22 protein-coding genes are annotated in these 21486 nt (G+C 72.4%); 11 read left to right on the top strand and 11 right to left on the bottom strand.

Annotated elements, in window-relative coordinates; all coding sequences use genetic code 11:
• Positions 1-182: 182 nt before the first annotated feature.
• Both ABH926_RS37720 and ABH926_RS37725 read right to left on the bottom strand, forming a co-directional pair.
• Positions 183-1394, bottom strand: coding sequence for an S-adenosylmethionine:tRNA ribosyltransferase-isomerase (locus ABH926_RS37720; RefSeq protein ID WP_370370760.1), 1212 nt, complete (start codon positions 1392-1394; stop codon positions 183-185).
• A gap of 1 nt (position 1395) precedes the next feature.
• Complete coding sequence (locus ABH926_RS37725; protein WP_370370761.1) at positions 1396-2208, bottom strand: SDR family NAD(P)-dependent oxidoreductase; 813 nt, start codon at positions 2206-2208, stop codon at positions 1396-1398.
• A 204-nt stretch (positions 2209-2412) separates the two neighbouring features.
• On the opposite strand from ABH926_RS37725, the gene ABH926_RS37730 reads away from it, so the two are divergent.
• From ABH926_RS37730 to ABH926_RS37740, 3 genes are read left to right on the top strand one after another with little or no spacing between them, the layout of a single operon-like run.
• Positions 2413-3555 carry a GAF domain-containing sensor histidine kinase gene (locus ABH926_RS37730; protein ID WP_370370897.1) on the top strand — a complete coding sequence of 381 codons (1143 nt, stop codon included), beginning with the start codon at positions 2413-2415 and terminating at the stop codon, positions 3553-3555.
• Between the two features lie 34 nt (positions 3556-3589).
• Positions 3590-4216: a response regulator gene (locus ABH926_RS37735; protein ID WP_370370898.1), complete on the top strand. Its 627-nt coding sequence runs from the start codon at positions 3590-3592 to the stop codon at positions 4214-4216.
• A 60-nt stretch (positions 4217-4276) separates the two neighbouring features.
• A complete protein-coding gene (locus tag ABH926_RS37740; RefSeq protein ID WP_370370762.1) occupies positions 4277-4837 on the top strand; it encodes a TlpA family protein disulfide reductase in 561 nt (186 codons plus the stop codon).
• Here the strand turns inward: ABH926_RS37740 and ABH926_RS37745 are convergent.
• On the bottom strand, positions 4824-5579 hold the full coding sequence (locus tag ABH926_RS37745; protein ID WP_370370763.1) for a dienelactone hydrolase family protein: 756 nt from the start codon (positions 5577-5579) through the stop codon (positions 4824-4826). The genes ABH926_RS37740 and ABH926_RS37745 overlap by 14 nt on opposite strands.
• A 37-nt stretch (positions 5580-5616) precedes the next feature.
• Positions 5617-6675 carry a hypothetical protein gene (locus tag ABH926_RS37750; RefSeq protein ID WP_370370764.1) on the bottom strand — a complete coding sequence of 353 codons (1059 nt, stop codon included), beginning with the start codon at positions 6673-6675 and terminating at the stop codon, positions 5617-5619.
• Positions 6676-6741: 66 nt separating this feature from the next.
• Here ABH926_RS37750 and ABH926_RS37755 point away from each other — a divergent pair, with 66 nt between their 5' ends.
• Positions 6742-7338, top strand: a complete 597-nt coding sequence (locus ABH926_RS37755) for a TetR/AcrR family transcriptional regulator (protein WP_370370765.1) — start codon at positions 6742-6744, stop codon at positions 7336-7338.
• Between the two features lie 51 nt (positions 7339-7389).
• Here ABH926_RS37755 and ABH926_RS37760 read toward each other — a convergent pair whose 3' ends face one another.
• The 4 genes from ABH926_RS37760 to ABH926_RS37775 all read right to left on the bottom strand — a co-directional run bounded on the left by ABH926_RS37760 (position 7390) and on the right by ABH926_RS37775 (position 11902).
• Positions 7390-7977: an N-acetyltransferase family protein gene (locus tag ABH926_RS37760; protein ID WP_370370766.1), complete on the bottom strand. Its 588-nt coding sequence runs from the start codon at positions 7975-7977 to the stop codon at positions 7390-7392.
• Positions 7974-10160 (bottom strand): acyltransferase family protein, encoded by a 2187-nt coding sequence (locus ABH926_RS37765; protein WP_370370767.1) that lies wholly within the window; start codon positions 10158-10160, stop codon positions 7974-7976. The genes ABH926_RS37760 and ABH926_RS37765 overlap by 4 nt, the downstream gene beginning before the upstream one ends.
• Before the next feature lie 99 nt (positions 10161-10259).
• The gene (locus ABH926_RS37770) at positions 10260-11042 is read right to left on the bottom strand and encodes a glycosyltransferase family 2 protein (RefSeq protein WP_370370768.1); all 783 of its coding nucleotides are present in this window, start codon (positions 11040-11042) and stop codon (positions 10260-10262) included.
• A 32-nt stretch (positions 11043-11074) separates the two neighbouring features.
• Positions 11075-11902, bottom strand: coding sequence for a hypothetical protein (locus ABH926_RS37775; protein WP_370370769.1), 828 nt, complete (start codon positions 11900-11902; stop codon positions 11075-11077).
• 176 nt (positions 11903-12078) lie between these two features.
• Here ABH926_RS37775 and ABH926_RS37780 point away from each other — a divergent pair, with 176 nt between their 5' ends.
• The 4 genes from ABH926_RS37780 (at position 12079) to ABH926_RS37795 (ending at position 16566) form a co-directional block, all read left to right on the top strand.
• Complete coding sequence (locus tag ABH926_RS37780; RefSeq protein WP_370370899.1) at positions 12079-13359, top strand: MFS transporter; 1281 nt, start codon at positions 12079-12081, stop codon at positions 13357-13359.
• Between the two features lie 2 nt (positions 13360-13361).
• Entirely contained in the window at positions 13362-14042 is a 681-nt protein-coding gene (locus ABH926_RS37785; RefSeq protein WP_370370770.1) for a hypothetical protein, read from the top strand.
• Positions 14043-14060: 18 nt separating this feature from the next.
• Positions 14061-15398: a methyltransferase, FxLD system gene (gene fxlM / locus ABH926_RS37790; RefSeq protein WP_370370771.1), complete on the top strand. Its 1338-nt coding sequence runs from the start codon at positions 14061-14063 to the stop codon at positions 15396-15398.
• Positions 15399-15462: 64 nt separating this feature from the next.
• Positions 15463-16566 carry a DUF3048 domain-containing protein gene (locus ABH926_RS37795; protein WP_370370772.1) on the top strand — a complete coding sequence of 368 codons (1104 nt, stop codon included), beginning with the start codon at positions 15463-15465 and terminating at the stop codon, positions 16564-16566.
• Between the two features lie 15 nt (positions 16567-16581).
• Here the strand turns inward: ABH926_RS37795 and ABH926_RS37800 are convergent, their stop codons facing one another.
• Positions 16582-16911 (bottom strand): hypothetical protein, encoded by a 330-nt coding sequence (locus ABH926_RS37800; RefSeq protein ID WP_370370773.1) that lies wholly within the window; start codon positions 16909-16911, stop codon positions 16582-16584.
• A gap of 109 nt (positions 16912-17020) precedes the next feature.
• On the opposite strand from ABH926_RS37800, the gene ABH926_RS37805 reads away from it, so the two are divergent.
• The gene (locus ABH926_RS37805; RefSeq protein WP_370370774.1) at positions 17021-17440 is read left to right on the top strand and encodes a hypothetical protein; all 420 of its coding nucleotides are present in this window, start codon (positions 17021-17023) and stop codon (positions 17438-17440) included.
• A gap of 24 nt (positions 17441-17464) precedes the next feature.
• Here ABH926_RS37805 and ABH926_RS37810 read toward each other — a convergent pair whose 3' ends face one another.
• Positions 17465-18364 carry a diiron oxygenase gene (locus tag ABH926_RS37810; RefSeq protein WP_370370775.1) on the bottom strand — a complete coding sequence of 300 codons (900 nt, stop codon included), beginning with the start codon at positions 18362-18364 and terminating at the stop codon, positions 17465-17467.
• A 142-nt stretch (positions 18365-18506) separates the two neighbouring features.
• Between ABH926_RS37810 and ABH926_RS37815 the strand changes: the two genes are divergently transcribed.
• Complete coding sequence (locus tag ABH926_RS37815) at positions 18507-18914, top strand: type II toxin-antitoxin system PemK/MazF family toxin (RefSeq protein ID WP_370370776.1); 408 nt, start codon at positions 18507-18509, stop codon at positions 18912-18914.
• 80 nt (positions 18915-18994) lie between these two features.
• On the top strand, positions 18995-20368 hold the full coding sequence (locus ABH926_RS37820; protein ID WP_370370900.1) for a glutamate decarboxylase: 1374 nt from the start codon (positions 18995-18997) through the stop codon (positions 20366-20368).
• Between the two features lie 98 nt (positions 20369-20466).
• Here ABH926_RS37820 and ABH926_RS37825 read toward each other — a convergent pair whose 3' ends face one another.
• The gene (locus tag ABH926_RS37825) at positions 20467-21378 is read right to left on the bottom strand and encodes an NAD(P)H-binding protein (protein ID WP_370370777.1); all 912 of its coding nucleotides are present in this window, start codon (positions 21376-21378) and stop codon (positions 20467-20469) included.
• Positions 21379-21486: the final 108 nt, after the last annotated feature.

Raw genomic sequence — 21486 nt, forward strand, 5'->3', positions numbered from 1 at the left:
CGCTACTTCGCGTTGTACGGTACCCAGCGGCCCAGCGCCGACATGGCCCGCCGCACTCATTCGGGCACGTGCGCAGCCTGGTCCCGCAGCGGCCAGGGGCCCGGGGGGGGGGGGGGCCCCCCCCCCCCCCCCCCCCCCCGCCGGTATCCCACCCCTGTTCATGAAGCCATCGCCGGTCCGGCTCAGCGCCGCAGCAGCAGGTTCACGTCCCCGAACTCGTGCCACAGATACCGCCCCGCCAGCGCCGCGTCGTAGCCGGCCCGGATCAGCCGCGGCCCGGCGATCGCCGTCAGCATCAGCAGATGCGACGCCTCCGGCTCGTGGAACCCGGTCAGCAGGCCGTCGACGACGCGCACCCCGCGCTGCGGCGTGATGATCAGCTCGGTCCACCCCTGGCCGGGGTGGACCGTCCCCTCCTCGTCTGCCACAGACTCCAGGGCACGGACCGCGGTCGTGCCGATCGCGATCACCCGGCCGCCGCGGGCGCGGACGTGGTTGACCAGCTCCGCGGTCGCCTCGGGGACCGAGTACCACTCCGCGTAGGGCTTCTCGTGGGCCTCGGGTGAGGCGACGCCGGTGTGCAGGGTGATCGGTGCGATGTACACGCCCTTGGCCACCAGGCGGGCCACCACCTCCGCCGAGAACGGCCGGGCCGCGCTGGGCATCTCGGCGCTGCCGGGGATCGCGGCGAAGACCGTCTGGTACGCCGCGATCGGCCAGTCGCGGTCGACGTAGTCGTACCGGATCGCGCGGCCGTGGCGGCTCAGGTAGTCCGCGACCGACATCCCCAGGTCGAGGCGGGCCACCCACAGCCGCGGCGTGTAGGGCCGCAGCAGGGTGACGGTCGCGCCGCCGGTCACGCGCAGGCGCAGGCCGGGGGCGGCCGGGCTGTCCGGGTCCTGTGAGTCCGGCTGCTGCGAATCCGGGTCCTGCGAATCTGGGTCCTGCGAGTCCGGGTCCAGGGCGAAGGGCCTGGTCGAGCCGTCGCCCATGGGCCGGCGCAGCTCGACGATCCAGGCGTCCGGGTCCTGCGGCGTGCCGGTCGAGACGTGCAGCACCACCGACGTTCCGGTCTCGGGGTCCACCGCGTCCAGTGCGGCCGGCAGCGTCCCGGAGTTGTTCACCACCAGCAGGTCGCCGGGCTCCAGCACGTCCGGCAGGTCCGTGAACACGTAGTGCTCGACCTCGGGGTCGTCGGCCCCCCGGCCGCGCGCGACCAGCAGCCGCACCCCGTCGCGGTCCAGGCCGCGGGCCTCGGCGGGCTTGCGGGCCAGCAGGTCGGAGGAGACGCGGAACCCGGCGCCCAGCGGGCCGGCCGGCGCCGGCTCGGCCGACGCCGACTCGCGCGAGGAGGTGGCGTTCACGACAGTGGGCTCGTGCAGCAGCACCGACATCTCAGGCCACCTCCACATCGGCCGCGGCGGTCTGGGGCAGCAGGTCGGAGGCCTGGTAACGGCCCGAGGGCCGGCGCTCGTCGATCAGCCGCAGGAAGGCCGGGACCACGGTCTCGGGCAGCGGCAGGTCGCTGATGTCCTCGCCGGGGAAGGCGTCCTGGTGCATCTGTGTCTGCAGATCGCCGGGGTCGACGGCCCAGATGCGGACTGGGTTCTGCCCCCGGGCGTTCTCCTCCAGCCCGAAGATCGCCGAGGCGTGGTCCAGCGCCGCCTTGGACGCCCCGTAGCCACCCCAGCCCTCATACGGCTCGACGGCCGCGTCGGAGGAGATGTTGATGACCTCTCCCCCGTGCTGCCGCAGCTGCGGGAGCAGCAGCTGGGTGAGGGCCAGCGGCGCCACGACGTTCACCGCGAACGTCTGCTCCAGCGCCTCCAGCGGGAAGTGCGCGAGCGCCGGCATCGGCGAGCCGCCGAGGCTGGAGGCGTTGTTCACCAGCAGGCTCGCACCGCCGAGTTCGGAGGCCGCCTCGGCCAGGTCGGCGCGGTGCGCGTCGTCGGTGACGTCGCCGGCCAGCGCGACGACCGCGGTCAGTCCGGACAGCTCCGCCTCCGCGGCCGCCAGGCGGTCGGCGCCGCGGGCGTCGATCACCAGGGACCAGCCGCGCTCGGCCAGCCCGCGGGCCAGCGCCAGGCCCAGGCCCTGCGAGGCGCCGGTGATGACGGCCACCGGGTTGCCGCCCCAGGCGCCGTCCGGGACCCGCTCGGCCGTCTGGGCCGTCTGGGCCTGCTCGGTTCGCTTCGTAGTGGTGTTCATGCCCTTCACCCTGCTCCGCGGACCGGCCGCCCGGATCGGGCGCGGGACCGGGATCATCCAGGGCCCTTGGACCTAGGACCAGCGGCCTAGGCCCGACCGGTCCCCGGCCCGATGGGGCACGGCGATCATCGGCGATACCTTGTCGATATGGACGCAGGAGTTCGCGGCAAGACCACGGCCGGCCCCCAGAACGCGCTGGACACCATGCGCCGGCTGTCCGCGGCGGTCCTGGCGGTCAGCCGCCACCTGGCCACCGACGAGGTGCTGCAGACGATCGTGGCCACCGCCCGCGAGCTGATCGGCGCCGAGTACGCGGCCCTCGGCGTCCCGGACGGCGCGGGCAGCTTCGCGCAGTTCCTGGTGGACGGCGTCACCGACGAGCAGTGGGCCGCGATCGGGCCGCTGCCGCGCCAGCACGGCATGCTCGCCGTGATGCTCCATGACCCGGCGCCCCAGCGGCTGCCGGACATCCGCAAGGACCCGCGCTTCCGCTGGTGGCCCAAGGCCCACCCGGAGATGGACGCGTTCCTCGGTCAGCAGATCCGCGACGGCGACGAGATCCTCGGCGCGCTGTTCCTGGCCAACAAGCCCGGCGGCTTCACCAAGGACGACGAGGAGATGCTCGGGGTCCTGGCCGGCCACGCCGCCATAGCGCTGCGCCACGCCCGGCTCTACGAGCGCGAACGCGAGCTGGCGATCACCCGCGAGCGCAACCGCCTGGCCCGCGAGCTGCACGACGCCGTGGCCCAGAAGCTGTTCGCGCTGCGCCTGACCTCCCAGGCCGCCGCCGACGTCCTGGACGCCGACCCGGCCCGGGCCCGCGCCTCGCTGGAGCAGGTCGCGACCCTGGCCAAGGAGGCCGCCGAGGAGCTGCGCTCGGTGGTGGTCGAGCTGCGGCCGGCCGAGCTGGAGGAGGACGGCCTGGCGACGACGCTGCGCAAGCACGTCGAGGTGCTGGACCGGGTGAACCAGACCGCCGGCGGGCCGCGCGTCAGGTTCGAGGGCAGCGACGTCAAAGCCCTGTCCCCGGCCGCCGAGGAGGTGTTGTTGCGCGTGGCCCAGGAGGCTCTGCACAACGCCCTGCGCCACGCGGAGGCGAAGACCATCGGCGTCCGCCTGAGCGAGCACTGCCCCGCCGGGAACAACGCCTGCGGCGGCGCGCTGTTGGAAGTGGTCGACGACGGCGTCGGCTTCGACCCGGCCGCGGTCCGCCGCGCCGGCCGCAGCCTGGGCCTGGTGTCGATGCGGGACCGCGCCAAATCGGTGCGCGGACGCCTGGACGTGGCATCCACTCCCGGCGAGGGCACGACGATCCGTCTGGAGGTGGACCGTGGGCGCGCGGCCTGAGGTCATCAGGGTACTGATCGCGGACGACCACAGCATGGTCCGCCAGGGCCTGCGCACGTTCCTGGAGCTGCAGGACGGCATCGAGGTCGCCGGTGAGGCGGCGGACGGCGCGGAGTGCGCCGAGAAGGCCGCCGAGCTGAAGCCGGACGTCATCCTGCTGGACCTGGTGATGCCCGGCGTGGACGGCGTCGGCGCGATGGAGCTGCTGCGCGAGGCCGGCTCCACGGCCCGGGTCCTGGTGGTGACCAGCTTCACCGACCGCCGCATGATCATCCCGGCCATCCGCGCGGGCGCCCGGGGCTACGTCTACAAGGACGTCGACCCCGCCGCCCTGGCAGCCGCGGTCCGCTCGGTCCACGCCGGCCACGTGCTACTGGAGCCGGAAGTGGCTGCCGCACTGCTGGACTCTGGCAGCGGCGGGGGCGCCGAGCCCGGCCCGCAGGCGCCGCCGCTGACCGCGCGCGAGCGCGAGGTGCTGGTGCTCATCGCGCAGGGGCGCTCGAACCGGGAGATCGCGCGGGCGTTGGTGCTGGCCGAGAAGACGGTGAAGACGCATGTGTCCAACATCCTGATGAAGCTCGGGGTCGCCGATCGGACGCAGGCCGCTTTGTGGGCGGTGCGGCATGGGGTGGTGGCGGAGGATGAGCGGACCTTGATGTGAGCACGACCCTGATGTGAGCGCCCGACAGCGGCATGCAAGACTTTCTCAATGCTGCGCACGATGCCCAAGAAGCGCCCGGCGGTCGCCATAGCCTCGGCCGCCGCGTTGGCCTTCAGCCTCACCGCCTGCGGCGGGTCGGGGCCGAAGAACAAGGAGGGCCTGGGCACCGCCGACGCCATCGCCGTCGGGCACCGCAAGCCGGTCCCGGTGCTCTCCGGCACCACGCTGGACGGCGCCAAGCTCGACCTGGCCTCGTTCAAGGGCAAGGTGGTCGTGCTGAACATCTGGGGGTCGTGGTGCGACTCCTGCGAGGCCGAGGCGCCGTACCTGGAACAGGCCTACCAGGCGTTCAAGGACAAGGGTGTGCAGTTCGTCGGCGTCGACACCCGTGACAACGCCGGGCAGGCGAAGGCGTTCGTCAAGGCCAAGCAGATCAGCTACCCGAACCTGTTCGACGACGACAGCGAGACGCTGCTGACCAAGCTGGCCGGCTTCACCTCGCTGGGGTTCCTGCCGTCCACCCTCATCATCGACAAGAACGGTGATCTGGCCTGGCGAGCGCTGCGCCCCGTGGACTACAACGACCTGTCCGCAGCGCTCGGCCCCGTCATCGCCGAGTAGCGAACGCCCCTGCCAGCAGCGCCAGCAGGCGGTCCCAGTGCTGCTGCAATCCGGCGGCGTCGAAGGCTGAGGTGTCGGACATCGTGAAGCCGTGGACGGTGCCCGGGTAGATCTCCGAGGTGTAGCGCACCCCCGAGGCGTCCAGCACCTGGTTCAGTTCGCTGACGGCCTCCGGCCGCATGTCGGTCTCGGCGTGGCCGATGTGGACGTCGGCGGTGATCGCCGGGATCACCTCGCGGTGCGGGCTGTCGGGCGCGTCGCCGACCAGCTTGCCGGGGTGGAACGCGGCGACCGCCGCCACCTGGCCGGGGTGGGCCGCCGCGGTACGCAGTGCGAGGCCGCCGCCCATGCAGTAGCCGATGGTCGCGACCGGTCCGGGGGCCACTTCGGGCCGGCTGGTGAGGAAGCCCAGATAGGCGTCGGCATCGCGCAGCACGTGCTCAGGGGTGTGCGCGTGGACCAGCGGCAGCAACTGCGCGACCGCCTTCTCCCGCACCGCGGGGGTCACGAACTCGGGGAGCTCGACCAGCGGCGCCGACCCGTCGCGGTAGAACACGTTCGGGACCAGGACGTAGTACCCGTGCTCGGCCAGTTCCCGGGCCTTGCGCTCCAACTCCGGCCGGATACCGAAGATGTCCATGTAGAACAGCACTCCCGGATGCCGCTCGCCGTCGTCGGGATACGCGGCGAAGGCGTCGGCCTGGCCGTCGGGGGTGGGGATCTGCAGCGCTGCGGTGGGCACGTTCTCTCCTGCGGTGGGCACGCGGTCGTCAGTGAAGCTACTGAAGCAAGCCCGATCCATGCTGCCGTGCCGCCCCGAACTCCGCCACCACGCCGAAGGCCGCCTTCGGCTCCCACCCGAACTCCGCGTACTCCCCCCGCGCGACACCCGGTGGCAGAACCCTGACGATCCCGAAGCTCCCGGCGTCGAAGTCGCGTTCCGGCTCATCGTCGCGGTCGCCGAGGGTCGGCAGGTCCCAGCGCGCGAAGGTGTAGACGAACGCCGCGTCGACGCCGGCCGCGTCGTAGATACCGAGCATCTCGCCGATGTAGCCGGCCTGCTCCTGCTCGTCGCGGACGGTCCCCTCCGCGATCCGCACCGGCCGCGCATCCTCGCCCCACTCGAGGATCGCGTCACCCCGCGAAGCCAGAGCGGCGGCGCCCCGGAAGGCCCCGCAGCCGAACTCGGTGACGGCGAACGGCTTGCCCTGCGCCACCTGCGCCCGCAGCGCCTCGGGGAACATGGCGGCGTTCGTGGCGTCCCGGTATCCGCCGTCGCTGGCGATCAGGTCGAAGGGCGTCCAGTCCACCGCCTCGAACGGGACCGAGGCGTACCCGACGCTGCCGTGGAACCGGGCCCGCACCTCGCGCAGAACGCGCGCCAGGAAGGCGTTGAGTTCGGCATTGAGCTGCGGCAGCAACGCCCGGAACCGCGCGGGATCGCCGAGGATCGCCGCCCGCTCCTGGAAGGTGGCGCCGGGCAGGAACCCGTCGGTGAACAGCGTGATCTCCGATCCGGTGAGGAAGACGACGCGGGCTCCGGCCTCCCGCAGCCGCTCGGCACGCTCGGCCGCATCGAGGAGGAACGCGAACAGCTCCTGCCGACTCAGACCGTTGGTGAACGGGCAGTACCAGACCTCCAGCCCGGCCTCGGCCGCGGCCCGCGCGGCGGTCTCCAGCCGGTCGGCGACCCCGCCGGTGATCCGGACCGCGTCGCAGTGCAGGTCCTGGCGGATCACCCGCATCTCACGCTGGACAATGGCGGGCAGGAACGGTTCGTGGTTGGTGGTGCCGGCGGAGGTGAAGCCGGTGTCGTAGGTGACGCCGAAAGCGCGCATCGCTGTCTCCGATCACGAAAACTTAGGGTACTGACCGTACCCTATTCTGGAGAGGAGGGTCCGGCGATGGCGCCCGACACCCGCCGCCGGGGCGCGGCCCTGGAGGACGCGATCCTGCACGCAGCCGCCGATGAGCTGCGCGAATCGGGATACGCGGGCATGACGATGGACCGCGTGGCCCACCGCGCCGGGACCAACAAGAACGCGATCTACCGCCGCTGGCCCTCACGGGCCGCGCTGGGCGTCGCCGCCTATCGGCATCTGGTCGCCGCCGAACTGCAGGTCCCCGACACCGGCACCCTGCGCGGCGACGCGCTGGCCCTGCTCCGCGCCGCGAACGCGACCTGGTCCTCGCCGCAGGGCGCCGTGCTGCGGGAGCTGCTGGCGGCGGCCACCGACGACCCGGATCTGCTGGCCCTGATCCGCGAGCGCGCCGGCGACAACAGCATGGACGCCGCGTGGCTGACGTTCCTGGAGCGCGCGGTGGCACGGAACGAGGCGCCGCCGCAGGCCGTCCACCCGCGCGTGGCCTCGGTTCCGCTCACGATCCTGCGCGGCGAGTACGCGCTGCGCGGCCTGCCGGAAGTCCCCGACGCGGTGCTGGTCGAGATCGTCGACGAGATCTTCCTGCCGCTGGTCCGGGGGCGCGCGCCGCAGCCCTGACGGGTCCGCAGAATCCGACAAGTCCTCGGATCCTGAGAATCCGACAGATCCTCAGAAGTCGACGCGCATGACCACCCGCCGCAGCGTCGGCCGACCCACCTCGACGAACCCCGCGTCCTCGAACATGGCCTTCGTCCCGACATGCGCCTCGCCCCACGGCACCGGCTCGCCGGGCTCGGTGACCATCGGGTACGCCTCCAGCGCCTTGGCGCCGCGCTCGCGGGCGAAAGGCACCGTGGCCCGGGCCAACTCCCCCGCGATGCCCTGGTTCCGGTAGCCGGGCCGGGTGTGGAAGCACGTCACGGCCCAGACCCCGGAGTCGCCCTTGTCCTCGGCGCGTCCCGGCCACACCACCCGGCTGCGCCGCAGCGCGCCGAACGCGGTGCGCGGCTCGACCGCGACCCAGCCGGCGGCCTCGCCGTCCCGGTAGGCGACCAGGCCGCTGGTGTCGCGGGCCTCCGGGTCGCCGCAGGAGGTCTGCGCGCGCAGCCGGAAGGCCCGCTCCTCGTCGGAGGCGTTCTTCCAATCGCTGCCGGGGCTCTTGAAGCGCTGGCAGTAACACCGGCGACCGTGGCAGTTGGCGGACCCGAGCACCGCTTGCAGGTCCGGCCAGGCGGCCTGGTTCGCCGGGATGATCACGACGTCTTCGCCTCCAGGAGTTGCGGGATCGCGTTCCGCAAATATAGACGCGCACCCGGCTTGTAGTAGTGGACTCCGTCCCAGCGGTAGGCGCGGCTGGCGGCGATCGCCGGGTCCTGGCAGAACTGCGAGGGCGGGTACACGGCCCGGACGTGGTGCGCCGGGTCCTGCGCGTAGGCGGCCAGCAGGGTGTTGACGTGCGCGACCCGCGAGTCGTCCCCACGCTCCGGCCACAGCCCGCCGGAGCTGCCGCTGATGGGCACCGGCCGGTAGCAGGGCGGCAGCGCGAGGTCGAGCTGCGGCAGGCCGGTGGCCTTCAGGGTGCTGACGGCGGCGGCCAGCCGGCTGTCGAAGTAGGCGTCCCAGCCGGCGCTGCCGAACGGCAGGTCGGCGCCGTCCACCTGCTCGTCGAACAGGTCCCAGGCGCCGACCATCATCAGCGCGGTGTCCGCGTGGTCGCGGGCCACCCGGGAGGCCCACTTGGCCGCCGTGTCGCCGCATTCGGCGTCCAGGTCGCGGCGGTCGCCGGCGCTGCTGGTGATGCGGCCCCCGAGGAAGTCGCAGCCCTCGGTGGTGTCGTCCAGGAGCCGGATGTACTCGGCGGTGTCCGGGGGCCGGTTCAGGTACAGGGTCATGCCCTGCGAGTCGCCGATCAGGGCCACGCGCGGCGGGTGCGCCGGACGCGGCGGCATCACGGTCGGGTAGGAGGGGGTATCCCCGACCACGGCCGTGTGCGGCTGCGGCTGCGGGGCGGCGCCGTGCGGCTCGTCCAGGGCGGCGGCCGGGCTGTTGTCGACGGCGACGGCCCGGACGTCGGCCGGGTGCGCCGCGGCGGTGGTGACGAGCGTGTCGGTGAGCATCGCCGCCGCCGCGAGCACGGCCAGCGCCGATCCGGCGGTGGCCAGCGGGACGCCGAGTTCGCGGCGGCCGAAAGCCTCGCGGGCCCGGACCGCGGCCCGGCAGAGGGCGCCGTGGCGGATCGGCGTCTCGACGTAGCGGTAGGTCAGGTCGGCGAGGACCACGGACACGAGCACGCGCACCAACAGCACGGTCTGCGGCGGCCAGGCCACATCGGCGCCGGGACGGGTGACGTCGAAGATCGGCCAGTGCCACAGATAGAGCGCATAGGAGCGCTCGCCGAGCCACACGAGCGGCCTGCCGGACAGCAGCCCGGACACCGCGGTGCCGGCCACCAGGGTCCTGATGAGCACGGCGGACGCGACGGACACCGCGATCAGGCCGACCGGATACAGCTTCGGCGAGCTGGCCGGCACCGCGACGAAGGCCCACAGGATCCCGGCCAGGGCGAGGAAGGAAGCGGACTCCACGGCGATGCGCGCCTGCTGTGCCCTGGGACGCGCCGTCGGAAGCGTCGTCGGACGCACCGTGTGCGACTTCTCGCGAGCGATCTGCACAAGCGCGACCACGACACCGATCAGCAGCTCGAAGGCGCGGGTGTCGGTGCCGTAGTAGACCCGGGAGGGATCGCGCCACGGCGAGTAGAGCAGGACGGTCAGGCCCACCGAGCACGCGGCCAGCAACGTGGCCCAGCCGACGCCGCACCACAGAGCCCTGAGGCGCGCGGCGTGCTCGCCGGGGCCCGACGACCGGCCGAGCGCCACTAGCAGGAAGGCCGGCCAGACGACGTAGAACTGCTCCTCCACGGCCAGCGACCACAGGTGCAGCAGCAGGCTCGGCCGACCGGTGCCGCCGAAGTAGGACTGGCCCTTGGCCACGAACCACCAGTTGGTCACATAGAACAGCGAGGCGGTGGCGTCGCCGCGCAGGCCCGCGGCCTCGCCCGGCAGCCACAGCACCACATAGGCGCAGACCCCGGCCAGCACGACGAACAACGCCGGCAGCAGGCGGCGCGCGCGACGGAGGTAGAACCGGCGCAGAGCCACGGCGCCGGTCGCGAGATACTCGCGGGCCAGCAGTCCGGTGATGAGGTAGCCGGACAGGACGAAGAAGACGTCCACGCCGAGGAAGCCGCCGCGGACGCGGGACAGGCCGGCGTGGTACAGGAGCACAGCGGCGACGGCCAGGGCGCGCAGGCCATCGAGGGCGGGGATGCGGGCGGAGTGCGTCGGTTCCGGTTCCGGCTGGTCCTCCCCCCACTCGGGCGCGTCTTCACGTTCGAGACGATGACGCGGCAGCGGCCACGCCCCCTCATCAGGCTCCATAGGTCACCTTATGCACCCATTGTCCATCGGCCTTAACGCGCCAAGGGAGGACTGCGGAGCCGAATCACCCGTCCAGCGCAGGAGAGGCTTTAAGGATGCTTATATGAGGCTCACTTCTTTGCGGAACCTGCTCCGCAGCGCCTGATACCGCTGGTCCGCGCCGGGGACTTCGGCATAGTGCGCCGCGTGATGCGTCTCAGCCCACGCATACAGCGGGTGGTCCCGCTCCCCGGCCGCGTGGACCGCGGCGAGGGTGCCGCGCCCGCGGTGGATGACATGGCCGTCGGCGGTGAAAGGGAACGCGGCCGTCTGGATACCCTGCCGCGCGGCGGAGGCCAGCAGGTCGGACGAGGGGTCGCCGCCGTCGGTGAACGGCCCGACCGATCCGCGCCAGACCACCGCCGGGTCGATGAGCAGGGAGAACAGGCCGAAGCGGCCGTCGGCGTGCCACCGGTCGTGCTGCGGCTCGCCGACCAGGGCCGCCGCGTGCTCGCGCGCGGTGCCGACGGCGGCGGACAGCACGTCGGGGCGGGTGGCCACGACGTCGGAGTCCAGGACCCAGACCCACTCCGGATGCGGGCCCGGCCGGGCGGCGAGGTGGGAGATGCCCTGGTTGAGGCCGGGGCCGTGCTGGCGGTTGCCGTCGTTGGCGAGCAGGGTGCACACCCCGGCGCGCGCCGCCTCGGCGAGGTACTGCGCCGATCCGTCGCCGGAGCCGTTGTCCACGACCACGATCTCCAGGTCGGGCCAGGCCACGATGGTGCGCAGCGACCACAGCAGGAAGGCGGTCAGCTCGCGGGTGTTGTACGAGACCGTCACGACCGCGACGCGGCCGGCGGCCACCGTCGGGGCCCGCGGCCACCACACTGGTTCAGCCGTCACCCGCAGCAGCCTGGCACGCGGTGCTCGGCGCGTCAGCTGGATTCCCGGCGCAGCTGGCGCAGGGTCCAGCCCCGGCCGGTGGCGTCAAGGCCCTGTGTCGCGGCCGTGAACAGCTCCGCGGCGCGGCGGTAGGACAGGCGTCCGCGGCCGGTCACCGCGCACCGGTCGCTGGCCGGGGTGTCGGCCGGCGCACGCCGGTCGGTGAGGAACAGGGGTCCGGAGGGGCGGCCCGCGGCGAGGATCGCCAGCAGGGCTCCGGTCGCGGCCCGCCAGTGCAGTGGTTCGCCGGCCAGGCGCGGGTGGGTGCGGCGGCGGTTCGGGTCGAGGTCGTGGACGTCGAGGGCGAGGATGCGTTCGATGCCGCCGCCGCTGTCGTAGACGGCGTGCCACAGTGCCTGCTCGCGCAGCGGTACGGGGAGGCGGAGGACGGCGCGGGCCTGGTCGTCGGTCAGCGGTTCGACGCCCGGGGCGGTCGCGGCGCGCCGGCGGATCGCGGCCGTGGGGTCGCAGGTCACCCATTCGCGGGCCCGCCACCAGGACAGGGCGCTGCGCAGGATCGCCAGTTCGCGGTTCGCGGTGCGGGCGCCGACCGCCGCTTCGCGGGCTGCGAATCCGGCTTCCAGGCGGGACGGCGCGGAGGCGCTGTCGAGCAGGGCGAGCGGGACCACGGGTGCCGGCGCGCCGCGACGGGCCGCGCCGACCGGGGAGGGCCGGTCGACCAGCATCCAGGCCCAGGTGGTCAGCGCGATCCGGTACACCCGCTGCGAGGCGGCGCTCAGGCCCGCCGAGGCCAGGAACCGCTCGACCGCGACCGCGTATTCGACGGGAGGTGCGAATTCCGGAGCTACCGCAGTAAACACTGTCCTGTCCCCTCCCTGCGATTCTTTTCTAGGAAGTGTAATACAGCAGGTTAGGCGGGGTGTTTACTGCGGCAGACGGCACCTCATATAACCTTTAGGCAAAGAGACTCAACTTGGTCGCAGAAAACTCTTGAGCGGCCGCGGGCGAAGTGGCCACGCTCCGTGCTGTGTCTCGAATGTTCTCCGCGTTGGCGGACAAGGATTTCCGCTGGTTCTTCACCGGCTACCTGACCTCCAAGCTCGGCAGCGCCATGGCCCCGGTGGCCATCGCGTTCGCCGTCCTGCACACCGGCGTGGGGCCGGGCGGGCTGGGGTGGGTGATGGCCGCGCGCATCGTGCCGGTGGTGCTGCTCCTGCTGCTCGGCGGGGTTTTCGCCGACCGGCTCGGCGGGCGGCGGGTGATGATCGCCTCGGACCTGCTGCGCTGCGCGGCGCAGGCCGCGTTCGGCCTGCTGGTGCTCACCGGGCACGCCACGCTCACCGCGATGATCGTGGCGTCGGTGCTGTCCGGCGTCGGCGAGGGCGTCTTCAGTCCGTCGCTGCAGGCGCTGATCCCGCGGCTGATCCCGGCCGGGCCGCGCGGCGACGCCAACGCGCTGCTCAGCGTGGCCGTGTCCGGGGCGGGGGTGGCCGGGCCGGCGCTCGGCGGGATGATCGCGGCGGTCTTCGGCGGGGCCACGGGGCCGGCGTCGGTGTTGTTCTTCGACAGCGCCAGCTATGCGGTGAGCATCGTGGTGCTGCTGCGGCTGGCGCACGTGCCGCAGCCCGAGCCCGGCGAGGGGTCCACGATCATCAGGGACCTGCGGGAGGGCTGGGACGAGTTCCGCTCCCGGACCTGGCTGTGGCTGACGACGGTGCAGTTCGGGTTCTTCAATGCGCTGGTGTGGGCGCCGTACCTGGTGCTGGGGCCGGTGGTGGCCGAGCACCGGCTGAGCGGGGCCGGCGCGTGGGGGCTGGTGCTGGCCTCGAACAGCGCCGGGGCGATCCTGGGCGGGCTGGCGCTGCTGGGGCGCAGGCCGAGGCGGCCGTTCCTGGTCTCGCTGGTCGCCGCGTTCGGGTACGTGTTCACCCCGGCGCTGCTGGCCAGCAGCCTGCCGCTGCCGTTCGTGTGCGCCGCGGCGGCGGTCACCGGCGTCGGCGGCGCGGTCGGGTCGGCGCTGGACACCACGGTGATGCAGCAGCGGGTGCCGGTCGAGGTGCTGGGCCGGATCACGGCGTACCAGACGCTCGGCGCGTTCGCGCTCGGGCCGCTGGGCCTGGTGATCGCAGGGCCCTTGGGCTCGGCGTTCGGGGTGGCGGCGTTCCTGGCGTTCGGGGCGGTGTTCCAGTTCGCGACGGTCGCGCTGATCCTCGCTGTGCCCGCTGTGAGGCGTCTTGACCTGGAAGATACCGACTTGTCGGAACCCTCCGCTACGGTGGTCGAAACAGTGATCGAACCCTCACCATCAGGAGGCTGACCATGACCGCCGCCCGCACCACCGCTGCCGCCGCCGCCGCTGAAGGCTGGATCAGACACCCCGACCAGGTCCGCCGCCGAGCCGGCCGAGCGATCTGGGACGCGGCCGAATCCGAGCCGGACCCGCTGGCCGCCATCGACGCCGCCCGCCGCCTGGCCGCCGACCTCGTGGACCGCCTGGCCCGCACCGCCCCCGAAGGCGACCATCTGGCCACCTGCCTGGCGCACGCTCGCGGCCCCGATCCGGGCCCGGCGGACCTCAGCCTGACCGCCGACCCCGGCCTGACCGCGAACCCCAGCCTGACCGCGAACCCCGGCCTGTCGGCAGACCCGGGCCTGGCGGCGGACCTGGCCCTGACCCGCCGCGGCCGCCGCTGCCGCACCGACCGCGAAGGCGCCGGCACCACCTTCGGCGGCCTGCTGGTCCTCGGCGCCCTCACCGGCGCGCCGATCGGCCTGCTGCTGCGCAGCTGCCGCGACCCCCGCCACACGGCCGGCGGCCACGAGTCCACGCTGCGCGGCTGGGTGCTCCGCGACCGGCACGCGCACCCCCTGAGCCGAGGCGCCGTCCGGACCATCGCGCACGCCGGCCGCCGACCCCATCCCGCGCTGCCGCGGCACCCGGAGGAGGGAACACAGTATGAAAAGGCTTACTCGCTCTACGCCGAGGGGGAAGAAGGCTGATGCGAGGAGGTGGCCTTGGTGGCGACGGCCGACCCGGACCGGACCGGGGGTGAGGACGAACGGGATGGTGACGCGCGCGGCCGCCGGCCAAAGCGCCGCCGCTTCCTCCCCCACCGCGCCCCCGACGACGCCCAGGCCGCCGCCTTCCGCGACTCCCTCGCCGACCGCCTCGTGGCCGAGGGCGCCGTCACCACGCCCGAGGTCGCGGCCGCCGTACGTGCCGTGCCGCGGCACACCTTCACGCCGGGGCTGTCACTGGAGCAGGCGTACGCGAACCAGGTCGTGTTCGTGAAGCGCGACCGGTTCGGGGTGCCGACGAGTTCGGTGAGCGCGCCGGACATTCAGGCGATCATGCTGGAGCAGGCCGGGATCCGGCCCGGTATGCGGGTGCTGGAGATCGGGTCGGGCGGATACAACGCCGCGCTCATGGCCGAGCTCGCCGGGGCCGGCGGGGAGGTGACGACCGTTGACATCGATCCGGCGGTGACCGAGCGCGCGCGGCGCTGTCTGGACGAGGCCGGCTACGCCGATGTGCGCGTGGTGACCGCCGATGCCGAGGCCGGGGTGGCCGCCGGTGCGCCGTACGACCGCATCGTGGTGACGGTCGAGGCCTGGGATCTGCCGCCGGCCTGGGCCCGGCAGCTGACGCCGCGCGGGCGCCTCGTCGTGCCGCTGCTGCTGCACGGCATGACCCGCTCCATCGCCTTCGACCGCGAGGGCGACCGCCTGATCAGCCGTTCCACGCAGCTGTGCGGCTTCGTCAAGATGCAGGGCATCGGCAGCCACGCCGAGAAAGGGCTCACGCTCAACGACGGCGACCTCGTCATCGACGCCGACGACCTGCGGGCGATCCCCGAGGCCGCACGGATCGAGGCGCATCTGCGGACCCCGCGCGCCGAGCGCTGGTCCGGCGTCCGAGTGTGGCGCTGGGAGCCGTGGGACACCCTGCCGCTCTGGCTCGCCACCGCCTTCCCCGGCTACTGCCAGCTCACGGTCCTCGTTCCGGGAGCGCCGGCTGTCCCGGGCGCGCCGGGCGCCCCCGGCACCGAACCCCTGGAGCCGGCGCTGGCCGCCGCCACGCCCGCGGTCGCCACGGCCACCGGTTTCGCGCACCTCATCGCGCGCCCGCGCCCCGACGGCCGCATCGAACTCGGGGCGCACGCCTTCGGGCCGGACGCCGCCGACCTCGCCGCCGCGCTGGCCGCCGAGATCACCGCGTGGAACGACGAACAGCGCCTCGGCTCCGGACCGGTGATCACCGCCTGGCCGGCCGGCGCCCCGGAACCGCGAGCCGACCTGCTCGTCGCCAGGAAGCACGTCCGGCTGGCCGTGGACTGGCCGCCCGCATCGAGATGAGGCAAATCGGGTAAAGGGAAATCGTCGCTCTGTGCGAAGCACCGACGGGGAGGAAGACCGACCCATGCGACCCTCGACTCGATCCCGATTCCGAACTCGATCCCGAACCGGCACTGGCTCCGGCTCTGGCACCGGCACCGGCACCGGCACCGGCAGCCGCCGCAACGCATGCACCCGCGCCACCGCGCTGCTCTGCTGCGCCGCGGCCCTCGGCCTTTCCGCCGCCTGCGGCACCAGCCACAAAAAGCCCGCGGCCTCCCCGACCGGTACCACACCGACCGCCCCACCGGCCGTCTCCTCCGCCGGCGACGTCTCGCCCCTCACCGGCCTGCCGGGAGCAGCCGGGAAGATCCTGGCCGTCAAGATCGACAACATCGTCTACGCGCGCCCGCAGACCGGCCTGGCCTCCGCCGACGTCGTCTACGCCATCGAAGTCGAGGGCGGCCTGTCCCGCTTCCTGGCCATATACGACGCCAACCACCTCCCGGCCGGCGGCAAGATCGGACCGGTGCGCAGCGCCCGCGAGAGCGACCTGCCGATCCTCGAGCAGTACGGCAAGGTCGACTTCGCCTACTCCGGCGCCCTCAGCCTGTTCCTGCCGGTGCTGGCCTCCGCGAACGTCTTCAACGCCAGTCCCGACCAGGACGGCGCCGCCTTCTCGCGCGACGACTCGCGCATCGCCCCGTACAACGAGTACCTGAACCCGACCAAGGTGCTGACCGACTTCCCGAACACCGCCGCCGCAAAGGACGTCGGATTCCGCTTCGGCGACGCCCCGGCCGGCGGCGTGCCGACCGCGACCGCCACCGCGCGCATGCCCGCGGCGTCCTTCACCTTCACCTGGGACGCGGGCAAGGGCGAGTACCTGATCGCCATGGACGGCAAGGCCGCCTCCACCACCGACGGCGGTCCGCTCGGCGCGCCGACCATCGTGCTGCAGAAGGTCGCCGAGACCACCTCGCCGCGCGGCTTCCACGACGTGCCCGACCAACTCTCGCCCTACGCCCCGACCGTCGGCACCGGCCAGGCCGTGGTGCTGCGCGACGGCGACTCCTACACCGGCACCTGGTCCCGGCCGACCGACGCCGACCCGACCAGCTTCACCTTCGACGGCCGGCCGATGACCTTCCACCCCGGCCAGGTGTGGATCGTGCTCACTCCGCAGTAGCCGGCGGCGAGCGCACTACAGTTCGCGCACAAGGGCGACGACCGGCTCGAACAGCTCCAGCTCGCCGTCCAGACACTCCATGCCGAAAGACCTTGCCTTTTCGTTGAGCGCGACGAGACGGAACAGCAACGCCCGCACCAGCATCTGGGGGAAGTCCGCACCCGTGCTCGCCAGCGCCAACTGGTCCGGGCCGGCACCGAACCACAGCAGCCCGTCAACCACGACGATCGCGTCGGCATAGGCCGCCGGGCGCCAGTACGGCGAGAAGTCGATGACCGCCGGCAGACGGCCGGACGCGGTCAGGACGTTGCCGCTGAGATCGCCGTGGATCACCTGATTGGTCACGTGAACAGGACGAAGAAGCGAATACAGGACACGCAAGAGGCCGGCGACGCGGGCGAGCGGCTCGACGCGGGCTTCCGCCCCACGCCACTCGGTCGCCGAGGGCCCAGCGATGGTCCCGCCGCCCAAGGAACGACGGACACGGCTCGGCGCGAAGCGCCTCGTGGAAGGCTCGGCCGGCGGCCACCACAGCAGCCCAGTCCGCAGCCGGTTCGCTCACACCGTCGATCCTGCCGAAGGCACTCCAGCCCGATGCGACGAACGAGCCGTCACGGGTTCGCAAGGGCCGTGGCACGCGAAAGCCCTCGCCCTCCACACTGTCGAGCACCCGCGCGCACCACTCGGCCTCCTCGACGTCATCGACCGGCTTGAGCACCGCATCGCCAACCTGAACACTGCGGCCCTCACCACCGGGCAGCGCGACCGGATTGCCCGTCAGCCCGAACGCCTCCAGCACGGCGCGATCCGGCGAAGCATTCGCGGAAGCAAGATCTGCCATGCCCGGCATCCTTCACCACCGGCACCGGTCTGAGCACCTCGATTCAGCCGGGCACCCTCAGGCCACGAACCCGGACCTGCGCCACCGCTTCAACGTCGGACCGCCCATCAGCCCGAGCTCCTCGAAGAACGGCACCACCTTCGCCGCCGCCCGCCGCTTCACCTCCAGGTGGTGCGGATTCCCCTTCGCCATGCGCCGCGCGGCCTCCGGGTCGGCGATCCCGACACGCCGGTACACGGCCGGGTTCGCCATGAACTCGCCGACTATCACCGCGCTCTCCGCGGCGACCAGCCGCGCGTGCTCGCGCTCCAGCCGCCCGGCGCGTGGCAGCCGCCGGGCCAGCGCCTCGCGGGCGTAGCTGACGTGCCGGGTCTCCTCGATCACGTGGATCTTCGACACCTGCCGCACCAGCGGCTGCACCCGCTCGTCCCGGATCATCTCGCGCTGCATCACGTCGACGATCTCCTCGCCCATGAGCGTGCCCACCCACATCGGCGCGCCCTGCAACAGCACCGGGACGTACCGCCCCAGGGTGTTGAGGTACCCGGGCCGGCCGTACGGCCGCGCGCCGACCGTCTCGATCATCCGGATGAACATCAGCGAGTGCCGGCACTCGTCCCCGACCTCGGTGTACGCGTACTGCACGTGCCGGGATTCGGGCCGGTGCCGCTCGTAGGCCATCTTCAGCAGCATGCGCATGAGGATGGTCTCGAACCAGATCCCCATCGACATGATGTTGACGATCTCCTGCTTGCTCAGCTCGATCCGCTGCTCGGGCGTCATGCGCTCCCACAGCGGCGTGCCGTACAGCGAGACGTGCTCGGGCACCGCGTAGAACAGGTCGGAGGGCTGCGGCTGGTCCCAGTCGACCTCGTGCACCGGGTCGAAGGAGTGCTTCGCGGACGCGTCCAGCAGCCTGGCCGCCACCTGCTCACGGTCGAGCGTCCTGCGCGCCATGTCCCTCTCCCCTCGCCTGTCGTGTTACCGGCGGTAACCCCAGGGCAAGCATGGCTGCTATTGGACCAGGCGTCAAGAATCCCGGACCCGTTCCGTCCCCGACGCCGTTAGGGTGGAAAGCCGAGTCCTCGAGGGGGAGCGCGTGCGCCGCGGAGAAGTGTGGTGGGCCGATCTGGACGAGCCGCGGCCGGTGGTGCTGCTCTCCGGCGACCCGGTCTGCGGGTTCGAGGCACTGCAGGTGGTGGCGCCGTCCGGCATCGACATCAGCGGGTTGGGCATCGAGGTGTCGATCGGCGCCGTCGAGGGGCTGCCCCACGACGGGGTGCTGCGGCTGGTCCTGCCGCACCCGGACTTCGTGTTCTGCACCTGGCTGACCACCGTCACGGCCGCCTCGCTCATCAGGCCGGCCAAGGTTCTGACGCCGGAGAAGCTCGAGGAGATCGACGAGGCGCTGCGGCGCTCGGCCGAGCCGCGCGAACCGGAGGCCGATGCCACCGCCCGGCTCAACGCCATCAGGGATGCGCTGCGGCGTGGCGAGCTGCGGCCGTAGCGGCCGCGCGGTACGCCAGCGCCGGGGGCTGGATCAGTGCCATGCTGGGCGGCTGAAGTGAGCCGTCCGACGAGGGAGTGATCGTGGTCCACCGACACGACGACAACGACGCGGTGATAGACCCGGCCTACACCAAACGCCTGGGATGTGTGAACGTCCCGAAGAACAAACTGCCCGACCAGGAGACCTCGCCACAGGCCGTCTACCGGATGATCCACGACGAGCTGCTGCTGGACGGGAGCTCGCGGCTGAACATGGCCACGTTCGTGACGACGTGGATGGATCCCGAGGCCGAGAAGCTCATGGCCGAGACGTTCGACAAGAACATGATCGACAAGGACGAGTACCCGCAGACCGCCGAGATCGAGCGGCGCTGCGTCAACATCGTCGCGAACCTCTTCCACGCGCCCTCGACCGGCGACGCGATCGGCGTGTCGACCATCGGGTCCTCCGAGGCGGTCATGCTCGGCGGGCTGGCGATGAAGTGGAAGTGGCGCCAGCGGCGGGAGGCCGCGGGGCTCGGCACGGACCGGCCGAACCTGGTGATGGGCTCCACCGTGCAGGTCGTGTGGGAGAAGTTCTGCCGGTACTGGGACGTCGAGCCGCGCTACGTGCCGGTGGCGCACGACCGGTTCACCGTCGACGCCGACGAGACCATGACGTACGTGGACGAGAACACCATCGGCGTGGTGCCGATCCTGGGCACCACGCACACCGGCGAGTTCGAGCCGATCAAGGACATCCACGACAAGGTCGTGGCCTACAACGCCGAGCACGGCACCGACATCGCGATCCACGTGGACGCCGCGTCGGGCGGTTTCGTCGCGCCGTTCCTGCACCCGAGCCTGGAGTGGGACTTCCGGCTGCCGCAGGTGAAGTCGATCAACGTCTCCGGCCACAAGTACGGGCTGACCTACCCCGGCATCGGGTTCGTGGTCTGGCGCTCGGCCGAGGACCTGCCCCAGGACCTGATCTTCCACGTCAACTACCTGGGCGGCGACATGCCGACCTTCACCCTCAACTTCTCCCGCCCCGGCAACCAGATCGTGGGCCAGTACTACAACTTCATCCGGCTCGGCCGGGACGGCTACACCAAGGTCATGGAGGGCCTGCGGGACACCGCGCGCTTCCTGGCCGACGGCATCGCGCGCCTGGACGCCTTCGAGGTGATCAGCGACGGCACCGACATCCCGGTCCTGGCGTTCAAGCTCGCCGACCCCAGCCGGTTCACCGTCTTCCACGTCTCCGACGAACTCCGGCGCGACGGCTGGCAGGTGCCGGCCTACACCATGCCGCCGAACGCCGAGGACATCGCGGTCCTGCGCATCGTGGTCCGCGAGGGCTTCAGCCGCGATCTGGCCGAGTCGCTGCTGGCCGCCCTGGGCCGGGCCGTGGCCCGCCTGACCACCACCACGCCTGCGCACGACGCCAGCTCAGGGTTCGCACACACCTGATCGCCGGCGACCGTTTCCGTTCGAGGGACGCCCGGGCTGGTCGGTCCACGCCGGCCGGCCCGGAAGGCCCTTGAACGTTCGCCACCGGGTCACGCCGATCACCGCCCGGCGACGACCGGCCGCAGCACCTCCTCCAGCGGCGTCGCCTTGAGTCCGAACTCCGCCTCGATGCGGCCGGAGTCCACCACGAACTCGGCGTGCGACATGTGCGCTTGCTCCTCGAACTCGGCCCACAGCGGCGAGGTCAACGACAACAGCGCGATGTCGTGATCGGTCAGCGTCTCAAGCCGCGGCGCGGGCGCTCCGGCCAGCTCGGCCAGCAGCGTGGCCACCTCCCGCACCGTGGCGTTGGTGACCGGGGCGTGCCAGGCGCGGCCCAGGGCGCGTTCGTCGCCGGCCAGGGTGACCAGGGCGCGCGCCGCGTCCTCGATCGCGGTGAAGCCGGTGGCCAGATCCAGCGCGGCGGGGGTCAGGGCGAGCTGGCCGGCGAGTACCCGGGGCTCGACGGTGAAGGTGAACGAGGAGAACGCGCCGGCGCCGAGGAACTGGCCGGCCCGCACCTCGGTCACGCGCACGCGTCCGGCGGTGTGCGCCTCCAGGGCCTCCTGCCACATCAGGGCTCTGGTACGGCCCTTGCGGCCGGTGGCCAGCAGCGGCAGGTCCTCGGTGACCGGGCCGTCCACGGGTCCGTAGCCGTAGAGGTTGCCCAGCATCACGTAGTCCGCGCCGCTGCGCTCCGCGGCGGCGAGGACCGACCGGAACAACGGCGCGAGGACCTCCGGCCAGAGGTGGTACAGGGCCGCCGCGCAGTTGAACACCGTCTCAGCACCCTGGCAGAGGTCGGCGAGCGCCTCGGTGTCGTTCGCGTCCAGGACGACCGGCTCGACCAGTTCGTGATCGGCCGAGGTGCCGCGGCGGCTGACCAGCCGCACGCGCTCACCCCGGTCGGCGAGCAGGCGGGCGGTGGCCAGTGCGGTGCCGCCGGCGCCGACGATGACGTGGAAGGACATGGCTGTACTCCGGGAATTCGTGATGGGCCTGGCCCGAGGGAACACGCGAACGCGTGCGGGCGCTGCTCTCACTGTGCGCGCCGGGCATCAGGGCACGGCAGTGCTCTG

It is taken from the genome of Catenulispora sp. GP43, assembly GCF_041260665.1.
GTDB lineage: Bacteria > Actinomycetota > Actinomycetes > Streptomycetales > Catenulisporaceae > Catenulispora.